Annotated in this window: 21 protein-coding genes and 1 pseudogene; 12 read left to right on the forward strand and 10 right to left on the reverse strand. The window is 66.4% G+C overall.

Annotation, left to right across the window (positions count from 1 at the left end; genetic code table 11):
- Positions 1–5: 5 nt before the first annotated feature.
- The 3 genes from CRP45_RS33715 to CRP45_RS07845 all read right to left on the reverse strand — a co-directional run bounded on the left by CRP45_RS33715 (position 6) and on the right by CRP45_RS07845 (position 1,760).
- The gene (locus tag CRP45_RS33715; RefSeq protein WP_157107611.1) at positions 6–164 is read right to left on the reverse strand and encodes a hypothetical protein; all 159 of its coding nucleotides are present in this window, start codon (positions 162–164) and stop codon (positions 6–8) included.
- 720 nt (positions 165–884) lie between these two features.
- The gene (locus CRP45_RS07840; protein WP_097244372.1) at positions 885–1,313 is read right to left on the reverse strand and encodes an NUDIX hydrolase; all 429 of its coding nucleotides are present in this window, start codon (positions 1,311–1,313) and stop codon (positions 885–887) included.
- Between the two features lie 15 nt (positions 1,314–1,328).
- Positions 1,329–1,760: a DegT/DnrJ/EryC1/StrS family aminotransferase gene (locus tag CRP45_RS07845; RefSeq protein WP_143861367.1), complete on the reverse strand. Its 432-nt coding sequence runs from the start codon at positions 1,758–1,760 to the stop codon at positions 1,329–1,331.
- A gap of 237 nt (positions 1,761–1,997) precedes the next feature.
- On the opposite strand from CRP45_RS07845, the gene CRP45_RS07850 reads away from it, so the two are divergent.
- Positions 1,998–3,374: a DUF4365 domain-containing protein gene (locus tag CRP45_RS07850; RefSeq protein WP_097244374.1), complete on the forward strand. Its 1,377-nt coding sequence runs from the start codon at positions 1,998–2,000 to the stop codon at positions 3,372–3,374.
- Positions 3,375–4,186: 812 nt separating this feature from the next.
- Here the strand turns inward: CRP45_RS07850 and CRP45_RS07860 are convergent.
- From CRP45_RS07860 to CRP45_RS33205, 3 genes are read right to left on the reverse strand one after another with little or no spacing between them, the layout of a single operon-like run.
- Positions 4,187–7,492, reverse strand: coding sequence for a DEAD/DEAH box helicase (locus CRP45_RS07860; protein ID WP_179830791.1), 3,306 nt, complete (start codon positions 7,490–7,492; stop codon positions 4,187–4,189).
- Positions 7,493–7,506: 14 nt separating this feature from the next.
- The gene (locus CRP45_RS33200; protein WP_143861368.1) at positions 7,507–7,920 is read right to left on the reverse strand and encodes a hypothetical protein; all 414 of its coding nucleotides are present in this window, start codon (positions 7,918–7,920) and stop codon (positions 7,507–7,509) included.
- Positions 7,921–7,932: 12 nt separating this feature from the next.
- Positions 7,933–8,361 (reverse strand): hypothetical protein, encoded by a 429-nt coding sequence (locus CRP45_RS33205; RefSeq protein WP_143861369.1) that lies wholly within the window; start codon positions 8,359–8,361, stop codon positions 7,933–7,935.
- Between CRP45_RS33205 and CRP45_RS35265 the strand changes: the two genes are divergently transcribed.
- The 3 genes from CRP45_RS35265 to CRP45_RS07870 all read left to right on the forward strand — a co-directional run bounded on the left by CRP45_RS35265 (position 8,330) and on the right by CRP45_RS07870 (position 10,617).
- Positions 8,330–8,764, forward strand: coding sequence for an MmyB family transcriptional regulator (locus CRP45_RS35265; protein WP_425436917.1), 435 nt, complete (start codon positions 8,330–8,332; stop codon positions 8,762–8,764). The two genes, CRP45_RS33205 and CRP45_RS35265, sit on opposite strands and share 32 nt — an antisense overlap.
- A 234-nt stretch (positions 8,765–8,998) precedes the next feature.
- Positions 8,999–10,036, forward strand: a complete 1,038-nt coding sequence (locus CRP45_RS07865; RefSeq protein WP_097244377.1) for a fused (3R)-hydroxyacyl-ACP dehydratase subunits HadA/HadB — start codon at positions 8,999–9,001, stop codon at positions 10,034–10,036.
- A 101-nt stretch (positions 10,037–10,137) separates the two neighbouring features.
- Positions 10,138–10,617, forward strand: coding sequence for a nucleoside deaminase (locus CRP45_RS07870; protein WP_097244378.1), 480 nt, complete (start codon positions 10,138–10,140; stop codon positions 10,615–10,617).
- A 49-nt stretch (positions 10,618–10,666) separates the two neighbouring features.
- On the opposite strand, the gene CRP45_RS07875 is transcribed toward CRP45_RS07870, so the two are convergent.
- Positions 10,667–11,476 carry a DUF1460 domain-containing protein gene (locus CRP45_RS07875; RefSeq protein ID WP_245909967.1) on the reverse strand — a complete coding sequence of 270 codons (810 nt, stop codon included), beginning with the start codon at positions 11,474–11,476 and terminating at the stop codon, positions 10,667–10,669.
- 151 nt (positions 11,477–11,627) lie between these two features.
- On the opposite strand from CRP45_RS07875, the gene CRP45_RS07880 reads away from it, so the two are divergent.
- From CRP45_RS07880 to CRP45_RS07905, 6 genes and pseudogenes are all read left to right on the forward strand, one after another.
- On the forward strand, positions 11,628–12,125 hold the full coding sequence (locus CRP45_RS07880; RefSeq protein ID WP_097244379.1) for a MarR family winged helix-turn-helix transcriptional regulator: 498 nt from the start codon (positions 11,628–11,630) through the stop codon (positions 12,123–12,125).
- Positions 12,118–13,743: an MDR family MFS transporter gene (locus tag CRP45_RS07885; protein WP_245909968.1), complete on the forward strand. Its 1,626-nt coding sequence runs from the start codon at positions 12,118–12,120 to the stop codon at positions 13,741–13,743. Before CRP45_RS07880 ends, CRP45_RS07885 begins: the two co-directional genes overlap by 8 nt.
- A gap of 121 nt (positions 13,744–13,864) precedes the next feature.
- The gene (locus tag CRP45_RS07890) at positions 13,865–15,019 is read left to right on the forward strand and encodes a hypothetical protein (protein WP_097244381.1); all 1,155 of its coding nucleotides are present in this window, start codon (positions 13,865–13,867) and stop codon (positions 15,017–15,019) included.
- An 87-nt stretch (positions 15,020–15,106) separates the two neighbouring features.
- Positions 15,107–15,400 (forward strand): annotated as a pseudogene (locus CRP45_RS07895) (OsmC family protein); the annotation flags it as partial.
- Positions 15,401–15,424: 24 nt separating this feature from the next.
- Complete coding sequence (locus CRP45_RS07900; RefSeq protein ID WP_097244382.1) at positions 15,425–16,729, forward strand: bifunctional o-acetylhomoserine/o-acetylserine sulfhydrylase; 1,305 nt, start codon at positions 15,425–15,427, stop codon at positions 16,727–16,729.
- Positions 16,730–17,112: 383 nt separating this feature from the next.
- The gene (locus CRP45_RS07905) at positions 17,113–18,054 is read left to right on the forward strand and encodes a formylglycine-generating enzyme family protein (protein WP_097244652.1); all 942 of its coding nucleotides are present in this window, start codon (positions 17,113–17,115) and stop codon (positions 18,052–18,054) included.
- A gap of 77 nt (positions 18,055–18,131) precedes the next feature.
- Here CRP45_RS07905 and CRP45_RS07910 read toward each other — a convergent pair whose 3' ends face one another.
- Together CRP45_RS07910 and CRP45_RS07915 are read right to left on the reverse strand one after the other, a co-directional pair.
- Positions 18,132–18,791: a GAP family protein gene (locus CRP45_RS07910; protein WP_097244383.1), complete on the reverse strand. Its 660-nt coding sequence runs from the start codon at positions 18,789–18,791 to the stop codon at positions 18,132–18,134.
- A gap of 60 nt (positions 18,792–18,851) precedes the next feature.
- Positions 18,852–20,000 (reverse strand): AI-2E family transporter, encoded by a 1,149-nt coding sequence (locus CRP45_RS07915; RefSeq protein WP_097244384.1) that lies wholly within the window; start codon positions 19,998–20,000, stop codon positions 18,852–18,854.
- Between the two features lie 157 nt (positions 20,001–20,157).
- Between CRP45_RS07915 and CRP45_RS07920 the strand changes: the two genes are divergently transcribed.
- The gene (locus tag CRP45_RS07920) at positions 20,158–20,961 is read left to right on the forward strand and encodes an LLM class flavin-dependent oxidoreductase (RefSeq protein WP_097244385.1); all 804 of its coding nucleotides are present in this window, start codon (positions 20,158–20,160) and stop codon (positions 20,959–20,961) included.
- Positions 20,962–21,047: 86 nt separating this feature from the next.
- On the forward strand, positions 21,048–22,340 hold the full coding sequence (locus CRP45_RS07925; RefSeq protein ID WP_179830792.1) for an NtaA/DmoA family FMN-dependent monooxygenase: 1,293 nt from the start codon (positions 21,048–21,050) through the stop codon (positions 22,338–22,340).
- 27 nt (positions 22,341–22,367) lie between these two features.
- On the opposite strand, the gene CRP45_RS07930 is transcribed toward CRP45_RS07925, so the two are convergent.
- On the reverse strand, positions 22,368–23,645 hold the full coding sequence (locus CRP45_RS07930; RefSeq protein WP_097244386.1) for an RNA polymerase sigma factor: 1,278 nt from the start codon (positions 23,643–23,645) through the stop codon (positions 22,368–22,370).
- Between the last annotated feature and the right edge of the window lie 15 nt (positions 23,646–23,660).

Here is a 23,660-nt window from a genome sequence, read left to right on the forward strand (position 1 = left end):
CAGGATCAGCCGCAGACCAGGAGCAATTCAAAGGCACTGTGCAGGTCGGGCTCATCGAAGATCTGAAGCTCGCAGCCCGATGCGGTGCGGTCCCAGACAAGGTAGTGGACAGCCAGATAGCGCAAATCGCCCCACGGCTCCTGCGCGTGGACTCGCGCGAGCACGCGGCCGCACCGCACGCAACCTCGGGCCGGCTTGTCGCAGCGAGTTCAGTCCTGTGGTTCGAATCCTGGGCACCACTGCGCTACTACGAGAGCTGGCGCGGTAAGGGGCCCAGCCGGGTACGGGACGCGATCGCCGCAGCGGACCTGCACGTCGCCCAAGATGGCTTGCACTCGAAGGTGCGAACGTTCCTGATCCCGGCAATCGGCGGCCGTGTGGTTGTCGCGGAGAGCTTCGGCGGTGACGATGTGCACGTAAATGTGTGTTTCGAGCCGGGATGTATGCCGACCTATGCACGGATCGAGGCCGCCTTGCTGGCCGTCGGAGCGATCAGAGTCTCGCGGTGGAGCTCGGACCCGACGGTCTCGGATCTTCGCGGGGCAGGGGATGGTTGAGAGGTCAGCGGCCCGGACGTTCTGGAACCGGTCTGACCGCCGCAGTGTTACTCCACCTTCCTCAGCCGGACTTGCCGGCCTTGGCCATAGTCGTCTGGATGGTGCTGCGCCGCAGGCCGAGCCGGATGTGTCGTCCGGGCTGTAGAAATCCCTAGCCGCCTTTACCGCGGGCATCCGGAATCCCGAGTTCATCGCGGCCCGATCCTGACGAGATCGCGCCCGAACCTGCTGAGCCGCGGGACCGGCAGAGGCCTCGGCCCAGCAGAGTTTTCGGAACACAGCGGTATATCCGAGCCTGTTGGCGACCGGATTCGGGTGACCGAGCTATCAGGCAGACGTCAAGGAGCCGAAATACGTTTCGAGAATTGCGTTGTCGCCGTAGGCAAGCGGGGTCCTCTCGGCATCGTCGCGGGAGAACCATCGCAACGCCTGGCCCTCTGTGAGCGTCACGTCCTCGATGTCGAAGTCGGCGGCTGCTGTGAAGGTGTGCTCGATGCCGAAGTCGAGGTCCCGTGTGCACAGGTGCGTCACCTTGGCCGGGTCGAGCTGGAAGCCGATCTCATTGGCGTTATCGATCAGCTCCTCGGCGATCTCACGAACGATGCACTCGAGCGGGGTCTCACCGGGCTCGAGCATCCCACCGAGCAGACTCCACATGTTCGGGTAGAGGATGTCCGGCTTGTCGTCACGCAGATACAGCAGCACCTGGCCGTGCGGGTTGACCAAGATGATTTGCGTGCCTTCCTTTTTGACCACGGTGCTGCCGTCCTTTCAGTGTTGATAGGCGGTGGTGATCTTGCGGACCCCGGCGGCGACGTCATCGACGTCGGCGTCGGTCATCGCGGGGTAGAGGGGCAGGCTGAGCATTCGGCCGGACACCCGGTGGGCGATCGGCGCGGTGTCGGCCGTCATCGCGTGTTCGCGCTCGAACGACACCCTGGCGCCGGGCACCAACTCAGCCACCTGACGCTGCAGACGCTCTTCGAACGCCTCGCACCAGGAGTAGAAGCGGCTGAAACCCACCGGCTCCGGCGAGCTGACTCGGACATCGACGGTCCCGTCGCTATTGTCGCTTCGCGCCAGCACGACCTCATGCTGAAGTCGCTCCTCCCACACCACTCGCTCGAACAAGGCCGACACCGCATCTGCCTGCGTGGGCACCAAACCAGAAACGGTGAAACAAACATCGATGCTCGTCGACATCAACCGACCCTACAGACGACCGCCAAGTTCGCTTTGTCGACGGCGCACTACAATGCCGCTGATCGCGCGGGCTGCTCCGGGCCTTAGGAGTGCAGAGTCAGTCCTACTCGCCGGGGTGGATGTCCGCTACACACTCTTTGATAGGTCCCCCAGCCGTTATCCTCCGAACGCGTCCAACCAGTCGCGGACCATCCTCTGGTCACCGCGCGCCATGATCCGGAGGGTCCGTTGCCGAAAGTGCCTGATGCTCGCAAACCTAGTCGTGCGGCGGTCAACGCGCTGCGGGCACTGCTGGAGCGACACAATCACATCGTTCAGGAGGTGGATGGCCAGAACGACTTCGGCGAGGACCAACACGTCACGTTCACCGAGGACGGTGAGGTCACCGGCGACCTGGTCAAGATCCAGGTCAAGGGTGGCCGTTCGTGGCGCAGGTCCGGCGGGTATGCCGTGCCGATCGGTGACCACGGCGGCACCTGGGCCGATGGCAACATCCCGGTGCTCTGCGTTGTGCATGACCCGGACACCGACGGTCTCTATTGGGCCAATGCCACCAAGCAACTGCTGTCGGCACGGCGCGAAGGTGAGGTGCTCAGGACGATCACCGTCAACTCGGACCAGGAGTTGAATGACGATTCCATGGCTGACTTCGTCGCCGAGGTCAGAGCCTACCTGAGCCGCTATCGGGGCAACCGGATCATCCAGGCCCAGTTGGGTGAGATGGCGGGCGTCGAGTTCGGTCCATCGGACATCGTGCAGCACCACGTGAACGTGTTTGGCGAGGACTTGATCTTCTGGCAGCGCCGCGGTGAGGGATTCGCGACTTTGCTCCACAGCGACCTCGACTGGTATCCGGAGCACATCGGCCCCGAGCACTTCTATCCCAACGGCCGACCAGGTCTCCTTCCCGGCATGTCCGTTGTGGCGGACAAGATACTGAGCAAGGCCGAGGCGCAGTGGCTGGCAGCCTGTTTCGACGCGGCTCAGTGGGCTCGCAAACCCGCCGTCGACGAACCTCCGCTTCATACCAACATCGACGCACGTGACAACTACGTGGCCAGGCGAATTGAACACCGTCTTCGGGTCGAACCCGATGCGTTGACCCGGTCGATCCAGGTACTCCACACCGAAACCGCGACCGACCACGATCTGGCTGCCATCGCCACGGAGTTGGAGTCGGATGCTGACGCATCTGCCGAGGCGCTCTCGAAACCGTGGCGCGCGATGTCAGATAGGGCGCGTCGGCTCGTCGCGTTCTACCTAGTTAAAGAAGTGCGCGTGGGTCTACCTGCCCTGCCGATCGACGAGCAGTTCCGGATCGTCTGGCGATGCCCTCGGCCGACCGGGGAATACGGTTTCGATGCGCGGGTCGGACAACCGAGTACTCGCATGACGTCGGGCCGACAGTTGGTCGGCGCATACGAGCTAAGGCCGGGAGACAGAATCTACTGGCTGAGCCGCTTTGGAAACGAACGGGGCCGGAACGTGTCGGCTGTCTGGGATTCCGAGGACAAGCCGGGAACCGTCTGCGTTCTGTTCGATCAGCTGACGTTGGGAGACACCTTCTGGCCGGAGGAGCTCTTCGTCCGGAAGGCGTCCACCGAGCCGCGGTGACGGCGCCACCAGCAGACTGTCTTGACTTGCCCAGGAATGGCCTGTCTGCGCGCGATGACCCCATCTCGGTGAGCTCTTATGCCGACAACCGCCCGCCCGAAACAGCGGGTCGCCTGATGTGGGTAAGAGCCTGGCCGAACACTGGATGCACCTGTGCACCACCAAACCCGATTAGGTCGACCTTCGCCACCGTCCGTTCACGCAAATCCACCACGACATGTGGTGGGCGATCTCGGCGAGGATGCCTTTCTGCGGCTGATGAGTTTGGTGCATCGGGTCGCGCGGGCTGTGCAAGCCACTGTGCAGGTTGAACATACGTATCTGCTGAGCCTGGGTAGTCAGCAAGGCAATTCCCATGTGCACTGGCATATCTCGCCGTTGCCTCCGGGCGTGCCGTACCACGAGCAATAGTTCCCACGCGCTGATGGCGGAGAACGGGGTCCTGTCGTGGACGCAGGAGGAGGCTGGTGCGTTGCCAAACGATTGCGTGCCGCCATGGCATCTTGAGCCAAGGGTGTTGGCGAACATCCGCATCTGCCGCCTATCGAGCGGTCGGACAGCCTGTCTGGCACTCGAAATGCCTCCTGGGCGCTGAATGAATCGGCCGACCCGATTGGTGGTGGAACCGAGAGAATTCTGAGCTGTTCCTCGCGCTGCTCAGGCGACATGGAGTACGTAGTGCGCACATCTGGCCGGGGTGAGACGTTCGTTACACACTCCCGAGCCTGCACACGGGGGGGAGACGACAATGTGTCACTCCTCTGTATAGCTGCACCTGGCCCCGTTAGATTGTATAGCTGCACCTGGTCCCGTTAGATCGCCGTACTTGCGGTGATCAACGCGTCGATCAGCGCTCGTTCTTCTTCCGTGTTAGCAGGTCGAATCTCTCGCATGCCGATGCTTCGGAGCTGTGTGCGTGCCCAGGAGTGAAGCGCATCGTCGTCCAAACCGGTAGGTGGGTGCACGAGGCGATCCAGGAGATGGGCAACAACACGTGGTCGTGCCCCCGCCCGCATCCAGGCGATGACGCTGGGAGAGCCAGCACCGTATCGAATCGCTAGCGGCAGGAGAGCGAGAGTTCGCGTGCTGTCTTCGGGCAAATCCCAGGTGGGCTCGGCCGAGTTTTCACGGCCAGCAGCTACGATCGCACCGAGCGCGCCAGCGACGATGGACAAGCGGAAGCTGAACCCGTCGTTCACGACCCGCAGCGTTCGAGGAAGCGGATCCTGTTGCCCACGTTCGAACTTGCCTTGAGGGTCTTTCTGGTCTATATGGCGAGCGACTTCTATCAGCGGCTCACCATCGAACCACGCCCCCAATGCCGAGTTCAGCGTGCGCCAACCCGAGTTCTGGTCATTCGCCCCCGACCAGATAGGTGCAATCTGCGTTGCTGCAAACGGCTTCGCGGGGAGCACTTGTTCGAGTTCGTCGCTGTCCAGCGTGTACAGCACGACCAGCATGGCCCTCGCCCACTCTCGGATCGTGCTCGGTGGGGCGTTGTCGATCAGGTGCTGTTCGAGCACCCGATACAGACTCGCGGCGTCCGGCAGCGCGACCCCGGCGCGGTGTGCGGCAAGTGCTACCCAGGCTGGTGCCGATCTGCTCCTGAGAAAGGCGCCGCCCGCGTTGTCGAGCATTCGACCGAGCTGCGCGGCAGATGAGGTTGCGCCTGCGCTGTGGACAGCCCAGCTACGGCGTAGCACTCCCTCGGCTGCGTTTCCCTCGGCAGCATAAGACAGGAAGGCGAATGCAGTCTGTTCAGAGCTTGTCATGGTGTCGACATCGAGCGATCCGTTCATCGCATCGTCGATCAGACCGCGGAGTTGGCTAGATACTTCTGTCGAAGCATCTTCATCTCTAAGAAACTCGGCCTGGACGACGGTGTTAGCAACCTGGGTGTTTGTGTCTACTTCGATGGCATTGTCCGGTACCACGATAGCCATCGAGCGTGGTGCAACGTTCGCACGCCCAGCGCGACCGATCGCGTTGAGCAGCTGTGCGCGTGCTCGCTCCTTCTCCTCCTGGCTGCTTGCCGTCTGGTCCCAACCGATCTTCGTGCCTCCGATAACGACAACTGTCGCCGGAAGATTCAGCCCTTGAGCGATAGTTCCAGTGGCGAACATCGCACGCGCAATTCCCCCCTCGAAGGCAAGTTCACTTGCTCTGCGTTCCTCAGCCAGCATCGCACTCGTATGTACAGCGAGGCGCTTGCCGAGCGCTGCGCGCAACGCGCTCGGTCCTCCCAGCTCCGCTTCTGAAAGCAGCAATTGAGCGTCGATTTCGTCGGTGAGTTCGACAGGTCGTGCTTCTGGGAACCCGGTCATCTTTCGGGCGGCGGCGAAACAGTAGTGCTTGCTAGAAGGCAAGAAAGCGAGGACTCGATGCTCTTCCCGCCCCAACGCTTGCACCAACGCATGGACCGTCGCATTAACGTATCCAGACAGGTCGACACCGTTGTCGCGGTGATACTTTAGTGAGATTCGAATCGAGGTTGGCGCGAGAGCAAAGTCGGACGGATCTGAGGTCCGCCACGCCCCCTGCAAGCCCACGAATAAAGCCAGCGGCGCATCGAACGGCGCGTTTTTGAGACGTCCCGACAAACCTGCCGCCTTCTTCGCGGCCGCATGCCTGTTCGAGCGGTAGAGACCTCGATCCAGCCCTGCAATTGCACGTAGCGTCCGTGTCGGCCTCCACGGTGTGTCCACAACACAGGCATCTACGCCCGTCGCACCCTGAAGCCAGTCGGCGATGTCCGCTGGATTCGCCATCAAAGCCGACAGCATCAGAACCCTGGCGGCCGGTGCTCGATAAAGGACTTCAGATACCACGAGTTCTGCGATGACTGCTCGCTGGCCAGCTTCACCAAGTGCGTGCGCCTCGTCAACCACACATAGCGTCATCCGTTCGAAAGCAGTCGGGTCCTGCCGAAGTGCGAGTGAGCACTTTTCGGGTGTCATGACCAGGATCTGGCTCTCGCCGACAGTTCCCAGAGCCTCGCCCTCCAGCTCTGTGTACTCTGCTCCCCCAACGAATTCACGAATCATCACGCCTGGAAGCGCGCCAATCACCTCGTTGAGTTGTCGCCGGATCTGCCCCGCGAGAGCGTTAGTAGGAGAAAGGTAGAGCACCCAGCCATGGCGAATCGCCTGTGCGATTGCAAGTTCGGCAACAGCGGACTTCCCTGCGCCCGTCGGTACTGAGACCACAGCATGTGTATGCGGCCCCGGCATCGCTGCCTTCACGTAGGCCGCAGCGGCGGGCCACAGCAAAGGCCGTTCCTCCGACCGATGCCGTTGAAACCGCACAAATCGACCACCGTCGTCCGGTGGCGGCGGAACCATCCGCAACGCGCGGTCTGCTGTACCTCCCAGCGCCGCCAACAGCAGCAGCGCAAGGTGGTGAAGGTCTGAATACGACGCGCTGGCATCAAACCCCGCGGCCGGGCGCTCAATATCCGCGATGAGGCTCCTGATGGCACCGATCCCCCTGGTGCTGTCGTCAGTGATGAACATCAACCAGAAAAGATGTGCCCGGACCGCTTCGCCTAGGCGTAACAGAATCGCATCTCTTAGACGGTCGTGCAGCTTGGCATAAAGCGCGAGAGGAGGTGGCTGAGCATCGCCAGGGGGCAACTTCAGCAGGAGCAGTGCTCGAATGCTAGCGAGCGTCCATGACTCCACTTGGCCCGCGGCTGTTGGCTCATTGGTAGGTCGGATACCGAGATCTCTGCCGACCAGAGCGGCATTCGCGTCGTAGCCAGCGATCAGATAGAGCAGCCCCGCTTCGACTCGCTGGAAGCGGTCCTCGGTACCAAAAAGCCACGGACGGGACAGGCCAGGATTGAGTGTTACAACTTCTCGGACAACTTCGAGGGCCTCTGCCGCCACGAAAGCACATGCTTTCCGCGTTTCTGAATCAATCTCATCGGCAAGGATGGCATACACCTCCAGCGCCGTGGCCAATCGGCGGAGATCGCCGAGATCCTGTGCGCCGCTGACGCCGTCGCCGCCCAGATCGCGAAGATCGACAGCCTCCAGCCACGCGCGAGTCAGCATCCGACGTATGCGATCAGCATCAAGCCCTCTCAATTGAGGTAGAGCGCGTAGCAGTTCGTCCACTCCACGATTGAACATCAGCCTACGACCTCGCAAATCCCCGATCGCATGGCATCCGCGATCGAGTCGAAGAACGCATGAAAATCGTTGAGGCGCAGCGCTACCAGACGCCGCCGTTCGACAGGCGGCTTCAAATTACGCAGAGTGGGTCGCTCAGCAGAAATATCGAAAGCTTTCTCGTGAAATACAACCGGCAGATAGCACAGCTTATCTTTCCAGAGCGCCTCGGTCACCTGTGGCAGCAAGTCGGGAGTCAAGGCTCTACGAAGATTCAGAAGCGCCGCCCGCAAGTCCGTCCCATACTTCCCGTCATCAATTTTGCGGAACATGGATGCAGACTCAGTCAATTGACCGCTGCCATCTAACCGGGAGGCCTTGCTCTCGCCGACTGCAAGCATTATTTCTAAATCATCCGAATAGATGGCGACCAAATCAAGGCCCTGCTAGCTGGGCTTGCTGTGCTGCTCTTTCAAGGCATGAACTGGACCCGCCAGAAGATCAGAGTTTTGTCGCGCGCGGACCACCAGCAATGCGTGTGCAACACCTTCCGCTATCCACGCATTGCGGCGTGTATCCCGAAACTTCGTTTCAGATTCTTGCACAAACGTGTTGGTATCGCCGATCAATTCCGATATGGTCGCCGCCAATTCCTGTTGCGCATCAATCCCTGTACCCAAGAGCGCTGTCGACAGGCGTGCATCTATATCAACCAACCCCGCCAGGACGGCCACAAGATACCGGCCCAGCGCCAAAGTGACTTCGGGCTGCTCAAGACCTTCGGCAATAATTGCGGTATGAGAAGTGGGGTGCCGAAGCTCTCGAACCGCCACGCGCCGGGCTATGTCAGAGATCGAGTCCTCGATCAACTTCACGGGAGGCGTGGTCGCAGTCACGCCATTCGGCCATCGCGTGAGAGATCAACGAGCAACACTGTTGACACCGACCCATTCTCCGATCGACTCGTCTGATCAGCTCAGGACTCTACGCCCCCTCCGCAGCGCAGACCTAGAAACCATCCAGCTGGTCTCGTTCGAGTGTCCCCGGCGGTCGCCTTGGAGCTTCTATCTCGACTGGCCCGCCGTCGCCCGCAGCGTCGTCGCCGGTTTACGCGTGGGATACGGTGCCGCATCGCATGATCGGCGGGTCGGTGAGGTGCTCGCCGAACTGCTCGACGTGAGCCCCGAGTTCACCGAAATCCGAGCCCGGCACGACGCGCGTGGAAAACTCTGGAGCGCAAGCGGTTCAATCATCCTGAGATGGGACCGCTGGAGCTGACCATGCAGACCTTCGACGTGCGCTCTAGTACGGCACAAGGCAACTGGACCCGAACCACTCCTGGTTCGCGCTGCCGCCGATGCCATCATCCCCGTCGACGGCGGCCTTGACATGTCCACGAACCCGGACGACAGGCATGGACCGTGTGTGATGTGGAAGGGTGGGGTCCGTTCGTGAAACGGGTTCTGCGGATGCCGAGAACGAGATCCGAGGAATGCCGGCAGGAGGAGTGGTCTGGTGGAAGCAACGTTCGAGGTGGCCGAGCTCGTGGGACATCGCTATCGCGTGGACGACTACTACGAGGTGGGTCGGGAGAAGATCCGCGAGTACGCGCGAGCGGTGCAGGATTTCCATCCGGCGCATTGGAGCGAAGACGCCGCCTGCGAGCTCGGATACTCCGGTTTGGTTGCGCCGACGACGTTCATCTCGACCGCCGCGATGCTGGCCAACCGTCGGCTGCTCGAGACCGTCCTCGCCGACTACGACATGTTCGTCCAGACCGATCAGGTCTTCGAGATGTACAAGCCGGTGCTCACCGGTGACCGGTTGGTCAGCGACGTCGAACTCGCTTCGGTTCGCCGTGTAGCGGGCAAAGACCTGCTCACCATCACCAACACCTTCACCGACCAAAGCGGTGAGGTGGTGCAGATCATGCACACGACCGTCGTCGGCATCACCGGTGAGGACGTCGATGACGGCATCGGCGCCGCGGTCGAGCGGGTCGTCATGCACGGTCTCGACGTGCCTTCTCGGACCACGCCATCGTCCGCGACCGAGCAGACCGAGACGAATCCGGCGCCGGAGATCCGCCCACGACATTCCGCGATCTCTCGGACACGTGTCCCACGCACCGCAATTCGATTCGACGACATCGCCGTCGGCGACGAACTTCCCGCTCGGATCGCGCGGCTGACGCGAGGGGATCTGGTGAACTACGCCGGGGTCGCCGGCGATGCGAACCCGATCCACTGGCACGCCGAAACCGCCGCGCTGGCGGGTCTGCCCGATGTCATCGCGCACGGCATGCTGACCATGGGCCTGGGAGCCGGATTCGTCACCGCGTGGCTCGGTGATCCAGGTGCCGTGACCAGGTATGCCGTCCGGCTCTCGAATTACACGGTCGTCGAAGCCTCCTCCGCCGGGAGCGTCGAATTCACCGGTCGGGTGAAATCGGTGGACCCCGAGAACAAGACGGCGGTTGTCGTGATCGTCGCGAAGTCCGCTGGACGCAAGGTCTTCGGCCTCGCGACCGCCGACGTCCGTCTCGCATAGTCAACGACACGCCAGACCGACCTTCGGTGGCAGTCAGGATGCCGCCACAGACGCGGCGGCGGCGCCGAATGGGACTTCGAGGCAGGGCCTAGGCTCGGAGCATGGTCGATGATGCCGATATGGCGTGCCTGCGGCGCTGTGTGGACCTGGCGCGGGAGGCGCTCGACGGCGGGAACGCGCCGTTCGGGTCGCTGCTCGTGAGTGCGGGCCGGGTCGTGGCCGAGGCGCGGAACGAAGAAGGCGGCGGCGATCCGACGCGGCACCCGGAGCTCGAGCTCGTGCACTGGGCGATCGCGAACCTCACCCCCGCCGAACGCGCGGCCGCGACCGTCTACACCTCTGGCGAGCACTGCCCGATGTGTTCGGCCGCGCACGCCTGGGCCGGTCTCGGTCGCATCGTCTACGCGAGCTCGGCGGCGCAGTTGACCGAATGGCTCGCCGAGATGGGGGTACCGCCCGCGCCGGTGCGGTCGCTGCCGATCAACGAGGTCGCACCGGGCGTCCCCACCGAGGGTCCGGCCCCGCAACTGGCGGGCGCGATGCGCGAACTACACCGCCTCCACCGCAGACCGCACGGCTGAGCCGCGCCCACAGCCGAGCCGGACCCGAGTCATCTCCGGCGTACCAGCACTACTGCGGCCGGAGCACCACGATCCCCGGCGTCGACCGCACGTAATCGAGCAATGGCGAATCCACCACCTGGTTGTTCGCGGCGAGGGAGGACGCGTTTCGGAAGACCGGACCGTTGGGCGTCGTCACGAAGATGCCGACGTGGGTGACGTCCAGGCCAGGTTGGTCGGCGTACGCGCCGATGTAGTCGCCGGTGCGGAGCTGTCCGATGACGTGCTCGTCCACCGCGGCGCTCGGAATGTAGGTGATGTCGCGGGCGACCACCGGAAGCCCCGGAAGATATGTTCCCCCATCACCTTTCGCGTTGAGTTGCTTGCCGACGGTGCTCGCGGCGGCGGTCAGTGAGGCGGTGATGTCGGTCGCGGCGATTCGAGGCGTGTGCGCCCAGTCGGTGAAGAAGTGCTTGCGGTGCTGGAAGTCGACCTGCCCGCCCGCGTAGCGAGTCTCGATCAGGTTCGCGACGAACTGGTCGCGGTCCGCGGATCTGGTCAGCGCCTCGACGTAGTCGAGATAGGTGAAGCAGTCCACCCGCCGCAGGTCGACGACCAGCTGCTCCGGTTGGGTCGCGGAGCCGACCAACATGTTCGCCTGGTACGGCGTGCCGAGGAAGCGACTCGACAGCAGCTCGATCAGCTCGCCCTTGGTCGCACCGGGCACGGTCGCGCGCAAGGCCAGCAGCTCGTCGATCTTGCGGGCGCTGGCGTCATCGATGCTCGCCGCGTTCGGCGCTCCCACCGCCACGGGCAGCGCGCCAACCATGCCGCCTGCGACGGCCAACAGAACGAGCAGTACGCGGGCGATGGTGCGCAAGACGCCTCCCGAGAGTCGATCGGTCCACGAGTGCGGTTCCCACCGTAGCCCGCTCCCCCGACAACCCGAAGCCGGATATTTAGTTGCTTAGCTCAAGCAATTGAAATATAGTTGCTGACTGCAAGCAATTGATCTCGTGCGGGGAGCGGATATGCCGGTGTCACCCGATACGGCGCAAAGCCTGATCAAGGAGCTCTACCTGATCGGCAGGGCCATCCGGATCGCCCTTCTTCATCCGGAGGAAGGACAACTACTGCCGGGCGGTATCGGCGTGCTCGGCACGCTCGAATCGAAGGGCCCGTGCCGCCAGGGCGACCTGGCTATCGACCTGTGCATCAGCGCGTCCGCGCTGAGCAGGCACGTCACCGAACTGGTCGCCGCCGGCTACATCGGCCGCGACGCCGACCCGAGCGACGGCAGGGCCACCGTCATCCAGGTCACCGACGAAGGCCGCGACCTGCTCGGCCGGGTCCGGGCGTCGCGGGCGCGCGGCCTGCAAACCGCCCTCGCCGACTGGAGCGAGGACGAAGCCGAGCAGGCCTGCGATTCGGTACGCAAGCTCAGGAATTCGCTCGCCACGCACGCGCAGCACGCGGGAACGGCGCACCCCCAGCCGGTTTCGAAGGAGAGTCAGGGAGCAGATGTCTAGTTCAGTCGAGACGCCCGCGCGGCGCGATCCGGCCGCGATGACCCATCGCGAGGTCCTCGAGGCGATGACCGGCCTGCTGGCCGCGCTGTTCACCGCCCTGTTGAGCACCACGATCGTCGCCACCGCGCTGCCCACGATCATCGGCGATCTCGAGGGATCCCAGACGGCGTATGCGTGGGTCATCACCACGGCCCTGCTGGCCAACGCGGCGTCCACGCCGATCTGGGGCAAGTTCGCCGACCTCTTCAACAAGAAGCTGCTCGTGCAGTCGGCGATCGTCATCTTCGTGATCGGCTCGATCGTCGCCGGATTCGCCCACAATGTGGCGCTGCTGCTGGTCGCCAGGGTGATCCAGGGCGTCGGCATGGGCGGGTTGACGGCGCTGGCCGTCGCGATCATCGGCACCATCGTCGCGCCGCGCGAACGCGGCAGGTACTCCGGCTACATGGGCGCGGTAATGGCGGTGTCGATGTCGGGCGGCCCGATCCTCGGCGGCGTCATCGTGGACAGCCCGCTCGGCTGGCGCTGGTGCTTCTTCGTCTGCGTGCCGCTGGCCGTGATCGCCTTGGCGCTGCTGCACCGGACGCTCCGGCTGCCCACCGAACGTAAGGCGGGCGTCTCGATCGACTGGCTCGGCGCGGCCCTGCTCACCGCGGGCGTCTCGGTGTTGCTGATCTGGGTGTCGTTCGCGGGCAAGGCGGGCTACTACGAGTGGGTCTCGCGGGAGTCGGCGCTGTATGTCGGCGCGGGTGTGCTGCTGCTGGTCGCGACCGTGTGGGTGGAGGCTCGCGCCGAGTCGCCGATCATCCCGCTGCCGATCGTCACCGAACGCACGACCGGCCTGGCGATCATCGCCTCGGTCGCCGTCGGCGTCGGCATGTTCGGCGCGACCACCTTCCTCGGTCAGTACTTCCAGACGGCGCGCGGCTACTCCCCGACCGCGGCGGGCGTGCTGAGCATTCCGCTGGTCGTCGGCATGCTGATCGCCTCGGTCGGCTCCGGACAGCTGATCACCCGCTTCGGCAAGTGGAAGCGGTTCGTGGTCGCGGGCGGCGCGCTCCTCGTGGTCGGGTTCGCGCTGCTGTCGACCATCGATCACGCGACGAACCTGTGGCTGGTGTGCGCGTACACGGTTGTCGTCGGGCTCGGCGTCGGCATGATGATGCAGAATCTCGTTCTCGCCGTGCAGAACACGGTGAGCGTGCACAACATCGGCGCGGCATCCAGCAGCGTCGCGTTCTTCCGTACCTTCGGCGGCGCGATCGGCGTCTCGGTGCTCGGTTCGGTGCTGGCCACCCGGGTGAGCCAGCTGTCCACAGAGGGATTCGCCAAGCTGGGCATCCACACCGGCGCCTCCGGCGGCAGCAACCTGAATCTCGACGCGCTGCCCGGGCCCGTCGCGGCGATCGTGCGCACCTCCTACGGCGACGCGACCGGCCGCATCTTCCTGATCGCCGCGCTGGCCACGGTCGTCGCGCTGATCGCCACCGCGCTGCTGCCGAATCGTCCGCTGCGCAACACGATCGACATCGATCCGGCGTTGGATCCGATGCGCGCGAACGCCGAGGACACTCCCCCGGCCGTCGCCGACGACAGGGTTCGGGTACTCCAGAACTGAGCGATCAAGGGGCGGCGCCGAAAGCGCCGGGCGCGGAACCCACAGAGTTCTCTCACAAGTTGTGGGCACGAGAGCGCGACCTCGCGCAGTAGCATCCGCGGAATACGAGAGGAGATCGCGCATGGCTGGTGGGCGCAACGGATTCCTGCTGCTCGGTGGTGTGGCGTCGGTCGGAGCGGGTGCGCTGCACCTGTTCGCCGCGGGACTGCACACCGAGCACGCCACGCTCGCCCGGCTGATGGTCGTGCTGGCGGCAGCGCAGTGCGCGGCCGGGCTGCTGGCGTCGGTGAGCACGCGAAAGGCCGTGCCTGCCACGGTGATCGGGGTGAACCTGGTCGCGGTGGCGATTTGGGGGTACACCCGCTTCGCAGGGTTGCCGTGGCCCGACGGTCTCGGCACGGCGGAGGCGCCGCAGTTCCTCGACAGCACGTGCGCGGTGCTTGGCTTGCTCGCGATCGCCGGTGCGACCGTCGCCCTCGTGCGTCCCGGGGCGACACTGCCCACGGCGCCGACCGCGATCGCCGCCGGTCTGGCCGGCGTCCTCGCGGTCGCGGCGATGCTCGGCGGCACAGGACATGTGCACAGCCACGGCGATGACGCCCACACCCATGCCGCCGGCGACCACAACGACCACGGGACCGGCACCGCATGGCCGCGGCCGTTCGATCCGGCGACCCCGATCGACCTGTCCGGTGTGCCCGGCGTGACCACCGAACAGGAGCAGCGCGCGGCCGCTCTGATTCGCAGCACCCTCGACCAGTTGCCCGCGTTCGGCGACGTCGCTTCCATCGGCGCGCTGGGCTTCCGATCCATCGGCGACGCGGCCACCGGCTACGAGCACTACATCAACACCAGCTACATACGCGACGACCGATTCCTCGACGCCACCCACCCCGAGTCACTCGTCTACCGGGTCGACGGCGCGAAGCGAACCCTGGTCTCGGCGATGTACATCGCCAAGGGCAAGAAGATCGACGACCCCGAGCTGGTCGACTACGGCGGGCCGCTGATGCAGTGGCACGTCCACGACAACCTCTGCTGGCGGGCCGGCGACAACGGCCCCCAGGTCGCCGGGGTCACCGACGCACAGGGCAACTGCCCGCCCAACTCGATCAATCCCGGCGCGGGCAATCCGATGGTCCACGTCTGGATCACCGCCCACCACTGCGGACCGTTCGCGGCTCTGGAAGGCCACGGCGCGGGGCAGGCGTCCACCGGCGCGGACGGCCGCCGCACCGACACCTGCTCCCACGATCACTCCGGCGGGCACCGCTGAGGTAGCTACCTTTCGGCTCACCGGGAATGTAAACCTCGTCAAGAGGCGGGCCGGTTCCTACCGTCGGTAGCCGTGACAGCGAACGCCAGCACCCTGATCGCCTGCCAGCTCGTCACCTACCGGTTCTGGGCGCAGCGGCTCGACATCATCGTCGACGACATCGCAGTGGCGGCGGAGGGCGATCTCGACGTTCGCGGCTTCTTCGGCATCGACGACACGGTCCGCCCCGGCTTCCAGGCCGTTCGCGTCACGGTTCGTATCACCGGACCGGAGACCGCCGAACGCTATGCCGAACTCCAGCGAGCCGTGGACGCGCACTGTCCGGTCCTCGATCTCTCGACCGCGCCGACGCCGGTCGAGACCACGCTGATCACCGCCTGACCCCCTCTCGCACTGGAGCACCCGATGACCGAATCCCCGCAGCCCGCCGACCCCACCCAGGCGTGGAGCTTCGAAACCAAGCAGATCCACGTCGGCCAGGTGCCCGACGGCACGACCAACGCGCGGGCGCTGCCGATCTACCAGACCACCTCGTACACGTTCCGCGACACCGAGCACGCGGCCGCGCTGTTCGGACTGACCGAAGCGGGCAACATCTACACCCGCATCATGAACCCGACCCAGGACGCGGTGGAGCAGCGCATCGCGGCGTTGGAAGGCGGTGTCGCCGCGCTGCTGCTGGCTTCCGGGCAGGCCGCGGAGACCTTCGCGATCCTCAATATCGCGGGTGCGGGCGACCACATCGTGTCCAGCCCGCGCCTGTACGGCGGCACGTACAACCTCTTCCGGTACTCGTTGCCAAAGCTCGGCATCGAGGTGTCGTTCGTGGACGATCCGGACGACCTCGACCAGTGGCGCGCGGCGATCCGGCCGAACACCAAGGCGCTCTACGGCGAGACGATCTCCAACCCGCAAAACCACATCCTCGACATCCCAGGCATCGCGGCGGCCGCGCACGACGCGGGCATCCCGTTGATCGTCGACAACACGGTCGCGACGCCGTACCTGATCCAGCCGCTCGCGCACGGCGCCGACATCGTGGTGCACTCGGCGACCAAGTACCTCGGCGGTCACGGCACGGCCATCGGCGGCGTGATCGTGGACGGCGGCACGTTCGACTGGACCGGCGGCCGATTCCCCGGCTTCACCGAACCCGACCCCAGTTACCACGGCGTCCGCTACGCCGACCTCGGCGCGCCCGCCTTCGCGCTCAAAGCCCGCGTGCAACTGCTGCGCGATCTCGGCGCGGCCATCTCGCCGTTCAACGCGTTCCTCATCAGCCAGGGCCTGGAAACACTGAGCCTGCGCATCGAGCGGCACGTCCAAAACGCCCGAGCCGTAGCGGAATTCGTGGTCGCGCGCCCCGAGGTCACGTCGGTGTCCTACGCCGGTCTGCCCTCCTCGCCGTGGTACGAACGCGGCCGCGCGCTCGCGCCCAAGGGGGTCGGCGCGGTCATCGGCTTCGAACTGTCGGGCGGAGTGGACGCGGGCAAGCGCTTCGTCGAAGCGCTGACTCTGCACAGCCACGTCGCCAATATCGGCGACGTGCGCTCGCTGGTGATCCACCCGGCCTCGACCACCCACTCCCAGCTCACCCCCGAAGAACAACTCTCCGCGGGCGTCACCCCGGGCCTGGTCCGCCTCGCCGTCGGCATCGAGCACATCGACGACATCCTCGCCGACCTACGCACCGGCTTCGCCGCAATCTGATCGCGCCCGCCCGCCATGGCTTCTATCGAAAACCATTGCGGGCGTTGCCATCTACCGCCTGATGGGTGAAATGCCCCGGGAAGCCTGGGGCACGAGTGCGCGGCCCGCGGGCCGAACGGCGGCGAGTGGCTCGAAACGAGCACTTGCCGCCTGGGGTGCACGCGGCAGGTGGCCCCACCTGTGCCGGTTCACCCGCAGGCGCTGCGTCGGCGCGGCTGCACCGGGGCGCGAACCTGGGGGCCGATGGCTGGTCGCGCAGCGTCGACGTGCGCCGATTCGGCAAATGCCAGCACACTTCGAGCTACTATCTCGAGGTCGTCGTCGACAACTCGACGCCAATTCCCGGCGGGCCCGAGCCCGCCCGGACGTGGGAGAGGACGGCCATGGAACACACCGGCAATCAGGCCGCGGGATGCTGTGCACCAACCGCTCGACGGAACGCTCGAAGCGACGCCGCGACCGGGGTGGTAAGCGGCGGCCAGGCTTCTGCCTCGCTGGCGTCCCTTCCCGGCGGAACGTTCCTCATGGGTGACGACAGCGCGTGGGCCTATCCGGGCGACGGTGAAGGCCCCCGCCACGAGGTGACCGTCGACTCGTTCGCCATCGATGAATACGCCGTCACCAACGCGAGTTTCGCGGCTTTCGTCGACGCCACCGGGTACCGCACCGACGCCGAACGCTACGGCTGGTCGTTCGTCTTCGCGGGCCAGCTTCCGAAAGACACGCCGCCGACGAGGAGCGTCGTCGGCGCGCCGTGGTGGCGGCAGATGGAGGGCGCGGACTGGCGGCACCCGTTCGGACCGGATTCGGGTGTCGACGACATCCTCGACCACCCGGTGGTTCATGTCTCGTGGGAGGACGCCCAGGCGTTCTGCACGTGGTCGGGCACGCGCCTGCCGACGGAAGCCGAGTGGGAGTACGCGGCGCGCGCAGGTTCCGCCGATCCGTTTCCCTGGGGACCTGACCTCGAGCCGGACGGCGAGCGCAGGATGAACGTCTTCCAGGGCAGGTTCCCCCGCACCGATCCCGGGGCGCACCTGGGCACCATGCCCGTCGATGCCTTCGCGCCCAACGCATTCGGGCTGCACAACGTCACCGGCAACGTGTGGGAATGGTGCGCCGACTGGTTCTCCCCCGGCTACTACCGGCACAGCCCCGCGCAGAACCCGACCGGCCCCACCAGAGGAGCCGGACGCGTCATGCGCGGCGGTTCCTACCTCTGTCACCTGTCCTACTGCCGCCGGTATCGCGTATCCGCGCGCCAGGGCAGCGAGCCGGTCTCCTCGACCGGCAACCTCGGCTTCCGCGTCGCGAAAGACGCCTGAGCCGCCGCCCAATCCGACACGCGTAGGGCCCCGCGGCGGCTCGAAAACCGGCCAGCCCGTCGTCACCGCCGCCCTCTCTACAGTCCGCCGATGCCTTTGCCGAGCACGACGGCGCCCATCACAAGCAGCACGATCGCCATCACGGCGTGGTTGTTTGTTTGCAGCCAGACCCGCGTGTCGTCGAGCACGCCGCGCACCCGGTCGGCGGCCAGGGCGTAACCGAGCACCACGACCAGCACGCTCGCGGCGGCGAGCACGGTGAAGACGACGACGGCCACCACCTTCTCCCCCGCCCCGAGACCACTGGAACCGATCGCGACCCCCGCGGACAGGCACAGCAGCAGATTCTTCGGATTGACCGCGGCCAGTGCCGCGCCCAATCCGGCGGCTTTCCCGGTAGTGAGCTGGTCCATCGCCCGCATCCAGCCCGGCGTCGCCGTGTCCGACCGGTTGCGCCACTGCTGCCCCGCGAGCACCAGCAGCAGGACGCCGAGGGCCACCCTGACCCACGAGGCGGCCGCCGCCGGCTCGCGGTCGGTGGAGACACCGAGCGAACCCGCGACGAGCGCGACGACCGAGGTCGCGACCACGATGCCCGCGACCCATCCGACCGCGAATCCGCTGCCCGCGCCCGCCGCGTTCTTCGACAGGATCATGAGGATCGCGGCCACGATCGGAATCGGCGAGATCGCGACCCCCACCGCCAGTGGAAGCAACTCGCCGAGGACTGTGCTCATCCGGCCACGCTAGAGTCGGGCCGCCGTTCGATCGTCACACGTTGCGGGTGAGATCGCGGGTCAGGTCCGTTCCTCGTCGGCTGTCGAATCCTGGACCTCAGGGGCCTTGTCGGCGATCAAGACGTTCGCCCATCGCGTCGCCGGATCGATGTCGAGCAGCGCGGCCTTGGCAAGCAGGGTGAGCGGGATGGCCAGCAGCGCGCCGAGCGGGCCGAGCACCCAGGACCAGAACACCAGCGACAGGAACGTCACCGTCACGCTCAACCCCACGGCGTCGCCGACGAACTTCGGCTGGATCACCGACTGGATGACGAAATTGATCACGCTGTACAGCACGATCACCCAGATCATCAGCCCGACACCGCCGTCGAGCAGGGCGAGCAGCGCGGGCGGCAGCAATCCGACGATGAATCCGATGTTCGGGATGTAGTTCGTGATGAACGACAGCAGCGCCCACAGGACCGGGAGCGGCACGCCGAGCAACCACAGTCCGATGCCGTCGAACACCGCGACGATGAGACCGAACACCGTCGAGACGATCAGATACTTCCTGGTGCCCTGCGCGAACGCCTCGATGGCGAACGCGATTTCGGGCCGGACGCGCTCGACGACCGCCATCTTCCCCCCGATGGCCATGCCGTCCAGCGCCATGAACACCAGCAGCGCGAGCACGAAGAACAGATTCGAGAAGACGGAGAGCAGACCGCGCAGTGCCCCCTCCAGCAGGTCGACGAGTTTGCCGATGTCGACCGAGCTCAGCAGATTCTGAATCTCCTCGGCGTTGACCCCGGCGTCGGCCAGCGCGCGGCGCACACCCTCCAGCAGCTCGTCGACCCGGTCGGCGTAGTTCGGCAGCTCGGTGGCCAGCTGCGCCGCCGACACCACGAGGGCGCCGACCAGCACGATCAAGATCGACCAGACAGCGATCAGTGCAACGACCATGCCGACCCATGGCGGCCAGCCGCGTCGCCGCGCCCAGGTCTGGAGGGGCTGGACGGCGATGGTCAGCATGAGCGCGAGGAAGACCGGGGCGAGGATGCTCGCGAAGACCTTGATGCCCGCGATGGCGCCCACGGCGCTCGCCGCGGCAAGCAGCACGATGAGGCCGCGCGGAATCGCCCAGGCTCCCGCGGTCGCGGCCGGCGGTTCGCCGTTCCGCGCCTGCCCGGTCCGAGGCGATCGCTTCTCCTCTCGCCCGCTATCGGTCAACTCGCGACGACCTCGCGCATCCTGGCGCTCGGGTGTGCCATGCGTGTTCCTCCGCTCTTCGGTGCGCCGCCGTGGTCGACGCTATGTCCGTCGAGGCCGCGGCGCTTCACACGTTTCGGGTGAGATCGGCTGTCCCGCCGGTGCCTATGCTGGCGCCATGAGCCTTCGGCACGGGGTCTATCTGCCGCCGTTCGGTGAGCTCGCCGACCCGCGGGTGCTGGCGGATCTCGCGGCGGAGGCGGAACAGGCCGGCTTCGACGGCGTCTTCGTCTGGGATCACGTGGTGCGCCCGCACCGGCCGGGGCTCGCGGTGTGCGACGCGTGGATCGCGCTGGCCGCCATGGCCCTCGCGACCCGTCGCGTGACGATCGGACCGCGGGTCACGCCGTTGTCACGGCGGCGGCCGCACGACGTCGCCAGGCAGGCCGTGGCGCTCGATCAGCTCAGCGGCGCCCGGTTCGTGCTCGGCGTCGGCTCGGGTGCGGACACCGGTGGCGAATTGAGCAAGCTCGGTGAGGCCACGGAGCCGCGTGAGCGGGCCCGGTTGCTCGACGAAGGCCTGCACGTGATCACCGCGCTGTGGAGCGGCGACGAGGTCCGGCACGACGGTCCCCGCTACCGCGTCGACGACCTGCGTTTCCTGCCCCGTCCGGTGCGGCGCCCCCGCATCCCGATCTGGGTGGCGGCGCGGTCCGTGCGCGGCGCGCCGTTGCGCCGAGCCGCGCGTTACGACGGTTTGTGCCCGGAAGCGTCGCCCGGCGAACTGACCGAGATGCTCGAGGTGATCGCGGAGTATCGCGCCGACCTCACCGGCTACGAGGTGGCCGTCGCCGTCCCGCCGGAGCGCGACAAGGAACAGGAGGCCTACGAGCGGGCCGGAGCCACCTGGTGGCTGCGCCAGCTGCCCGAGATCTGCACGCGCGCCGAGGCTTTCGCGCTCATCGACCGGGGTCCGTACTGACAACCCATCCGATTGCGTTGCGGTGGTTGGGCTCTCGATGATCAGAACCCGTGCCCACGCGGGCGCTCGGCAATAGCGTCGGACCCATGAGCGTGCGCGGACGACGGCCTTTGAAACTCGTCACCGGGGTCAGCGGCTCGCCGGAGGTGTACGCCGCGGCGGTGGATCCGCGACGGTCCACGCTGGCGCAGGCGGTCGAGATCGCGAAAATCGCCGAGGCCGAGAAGTTCGACGCGCTGTTCGCCGCGGACCTGCTCAGCTTCGGCGCGCAGGGCGCGATCGGCGCGCAGGAGCCGCTGATCTTCGTGTCCGCGCTGGCCGCGGTGACCTCGCACGTCGGGCTCATCGCGACGGTGACGACCACCTTTCACCACCCGTACAACTTGGCCCGCCTGTTCGGCACGCTCGACCACGTCAGCAACGGGCGGGCCGCCTGGAACGCGGTGACCTCGTCGGTGGGCGAGGAGAACTACGGCGACCAGGAGCTGCCGAGCCCGGAGGAACGGTACGCGCGGGCGGCCGAATCGCTCGCGGTGGTCAACGCCCTGTTCGACAGCTGGGCGCCGGGAGCGCTGACTCCCGACGGCCGCGGCGGCGCGGTGCTGCGGCCCGAGTTCGTGCGATCGATCGACCACGCGGGCCGGTACTTCACGGTGCGCGGTCCGCTGAACATCCCACCGCTGCCGCAGCGACGCCCGGTGCAGTTCCAGGCCGGTCAATCCGAGGGCGGCATCGAGCTCGGCGCCCGCTTCGCGGAGGTGGTCTTCACCTCGCTGCCCACCTTGGAAGACGCCGTCACCTACACCAAGCGGATCCGGGCACGCGCCGCCGAACTCGGTCGCGCGGAGGGGCTTCCGTTCATCATGAGCTCGTTCCACGCCACCTACGGCGCCACCGAGGCCGAGGCGCGCGCCGCAGTACGGGAGCGCGAAGAGGCCACCGACTTCGAGGCGGGGCGAATCGCCTTGGCCGACATGCTCGGCGGCGGTGTCGACCTGTCCGAGCTGCCGCTCGACAAGCCGATCCCCGAGCGGCTGCTGCCCGACGTCGGCGCGGTGCACCGCCGACGCGGGCGCGTCGAGATCTTCACCAAATTCGCCAGGTCGGGAAAGACGTTGCGGGAGTTGATCATCGCCGCCAAGGACACCGGCCACTGGGCTGCGGCGGGCACCCCGGAGCAGCTCGCCGACGCCATCGCGGAACGCTACGAGGCGGGTGTCCTCGACGTCATCGCCCTCGGCGGCCTGGACGACCCGCGCACCGGCGACTTCCTCCGCAACGGACTGCTGCCCGAGCTCCGCCGCCGCGGTATCGTCGGCGCCGACTACGTCGGCGACACGTTCCGCGCGAATCTGGAACTGCCGCCGCTGCCGGAGTGAATCCCACCGTGTCCGTTCGGAATACCCTCAACCGAGGGCGGCGAGTTTTCCTTCCAGCACCGACCTTTCCCGTTCGTTGGCGCACAACCGCACCGCACGCTTCAGCTCGTCCCGCGCCTCGTCCGTGCGGCCGAGCCGGGTGAGCAGTTCACCGCGCACGCTGGGCAGCAGGTGCGAATTCGCCAGCGCGCCAGCGGTTACCAGTTCGTCCACGATCGGCAGTGCCGCGGCGGGTCCCTGCGCCATGGCGACCGCGACCGCCCTGTTGAGGTCGACGACCGGTGACGGTGCGAGTCTGCCGAGCGCCTCGTAGACGAGAACGATGCGCTCCCAATCGGTTTCGTCCACCGACGGCGCGAGAGCGTGGCATTCCGCGATCGCCGCCTGCAAGCCGTAGGCGCCGAGACCGCGGCCGAGCTGCTCCGCACGGGCGAGGGCGGCGCGGCCGCGCCGGATCGCGCCGCGGTCCCAGCGCCGTCGGTCCTGCTGTTCGAGCAGTACCGGCTGCCCGTCGGGGCCGGTGCGGGCGGGGAACCGCGCCGCGGTCAGTTCGAGCAGCGCCAGCAGGCCGTGCGTCTCGGGTTCGCCCGGCATCAGCCGGGCCAGCACCCGTGCGAGGCGCTGCGCCTCGCTCGCCAGGTCGAACCGGATCAGATCGTCACCCGAACTGGCCGTCGATCCTTCGGTGAAGATCACGTAGATCACGCTGAGCACCGATCCGAGCCGCGCGCGCCGCTCCTCGGCCGAGGGCAGCGCGAACGGCACCCGCGCCGCGGCGAGCGTCTTCTTCGCCCTGGTGATCCTGGCCTGCACGGTCGCGGTCGGGACGAGGAACGCCTTGGCGATCTCGTCGCTGGTGAGACCGCCGACCACCCGGAGCGTGAGCGCGATTCGCGCCTCCCGCGGCAGCACCTCGTGACAGGAGACGAACATCAGCGCGAGGACGTCGTCGTCGATCTGGTCCGGGTCCCAGAGCACGTCGCCGACCTGCTCGGCGGGCGCGCCACCGGAGGCCGCGCCGCCCTCGTCCAATTCGTGAGCGAGGGCGGCGTACCTCTCGTCGAGGGCCGAACGCCTGCGAAACGCGTCGATGGCGCGGCGCTTGCCGACGGTGAGCAGCCATCCGGCGGGATTGCGCGGCACGCCTTCTCGCGGCCAGTTCACCAGCGCTTCGGCCAGCGCCTCCTGGGCGAGGTCCTCGGCCAGCGCGAAATCGCCGGTGTAGCGCGCGAGCGCACCGACGATCCGCGCGGACTCGATCCGCCAGACGGCGGCGACGGCCTCACGGCCGGTGTGGTCGGCCATCGCGGGTCGGCTCGC

This window comes from Nocardia amikacinitolerans (assembly GCF_900215415.1).
Taxonomy (GTDB): Bacteria; Actinomycetota; Actinomycetes; order Mycobacteriales; family Mycobacteriaceae; genus Nocardia; species Nocardia amikacinitolerans.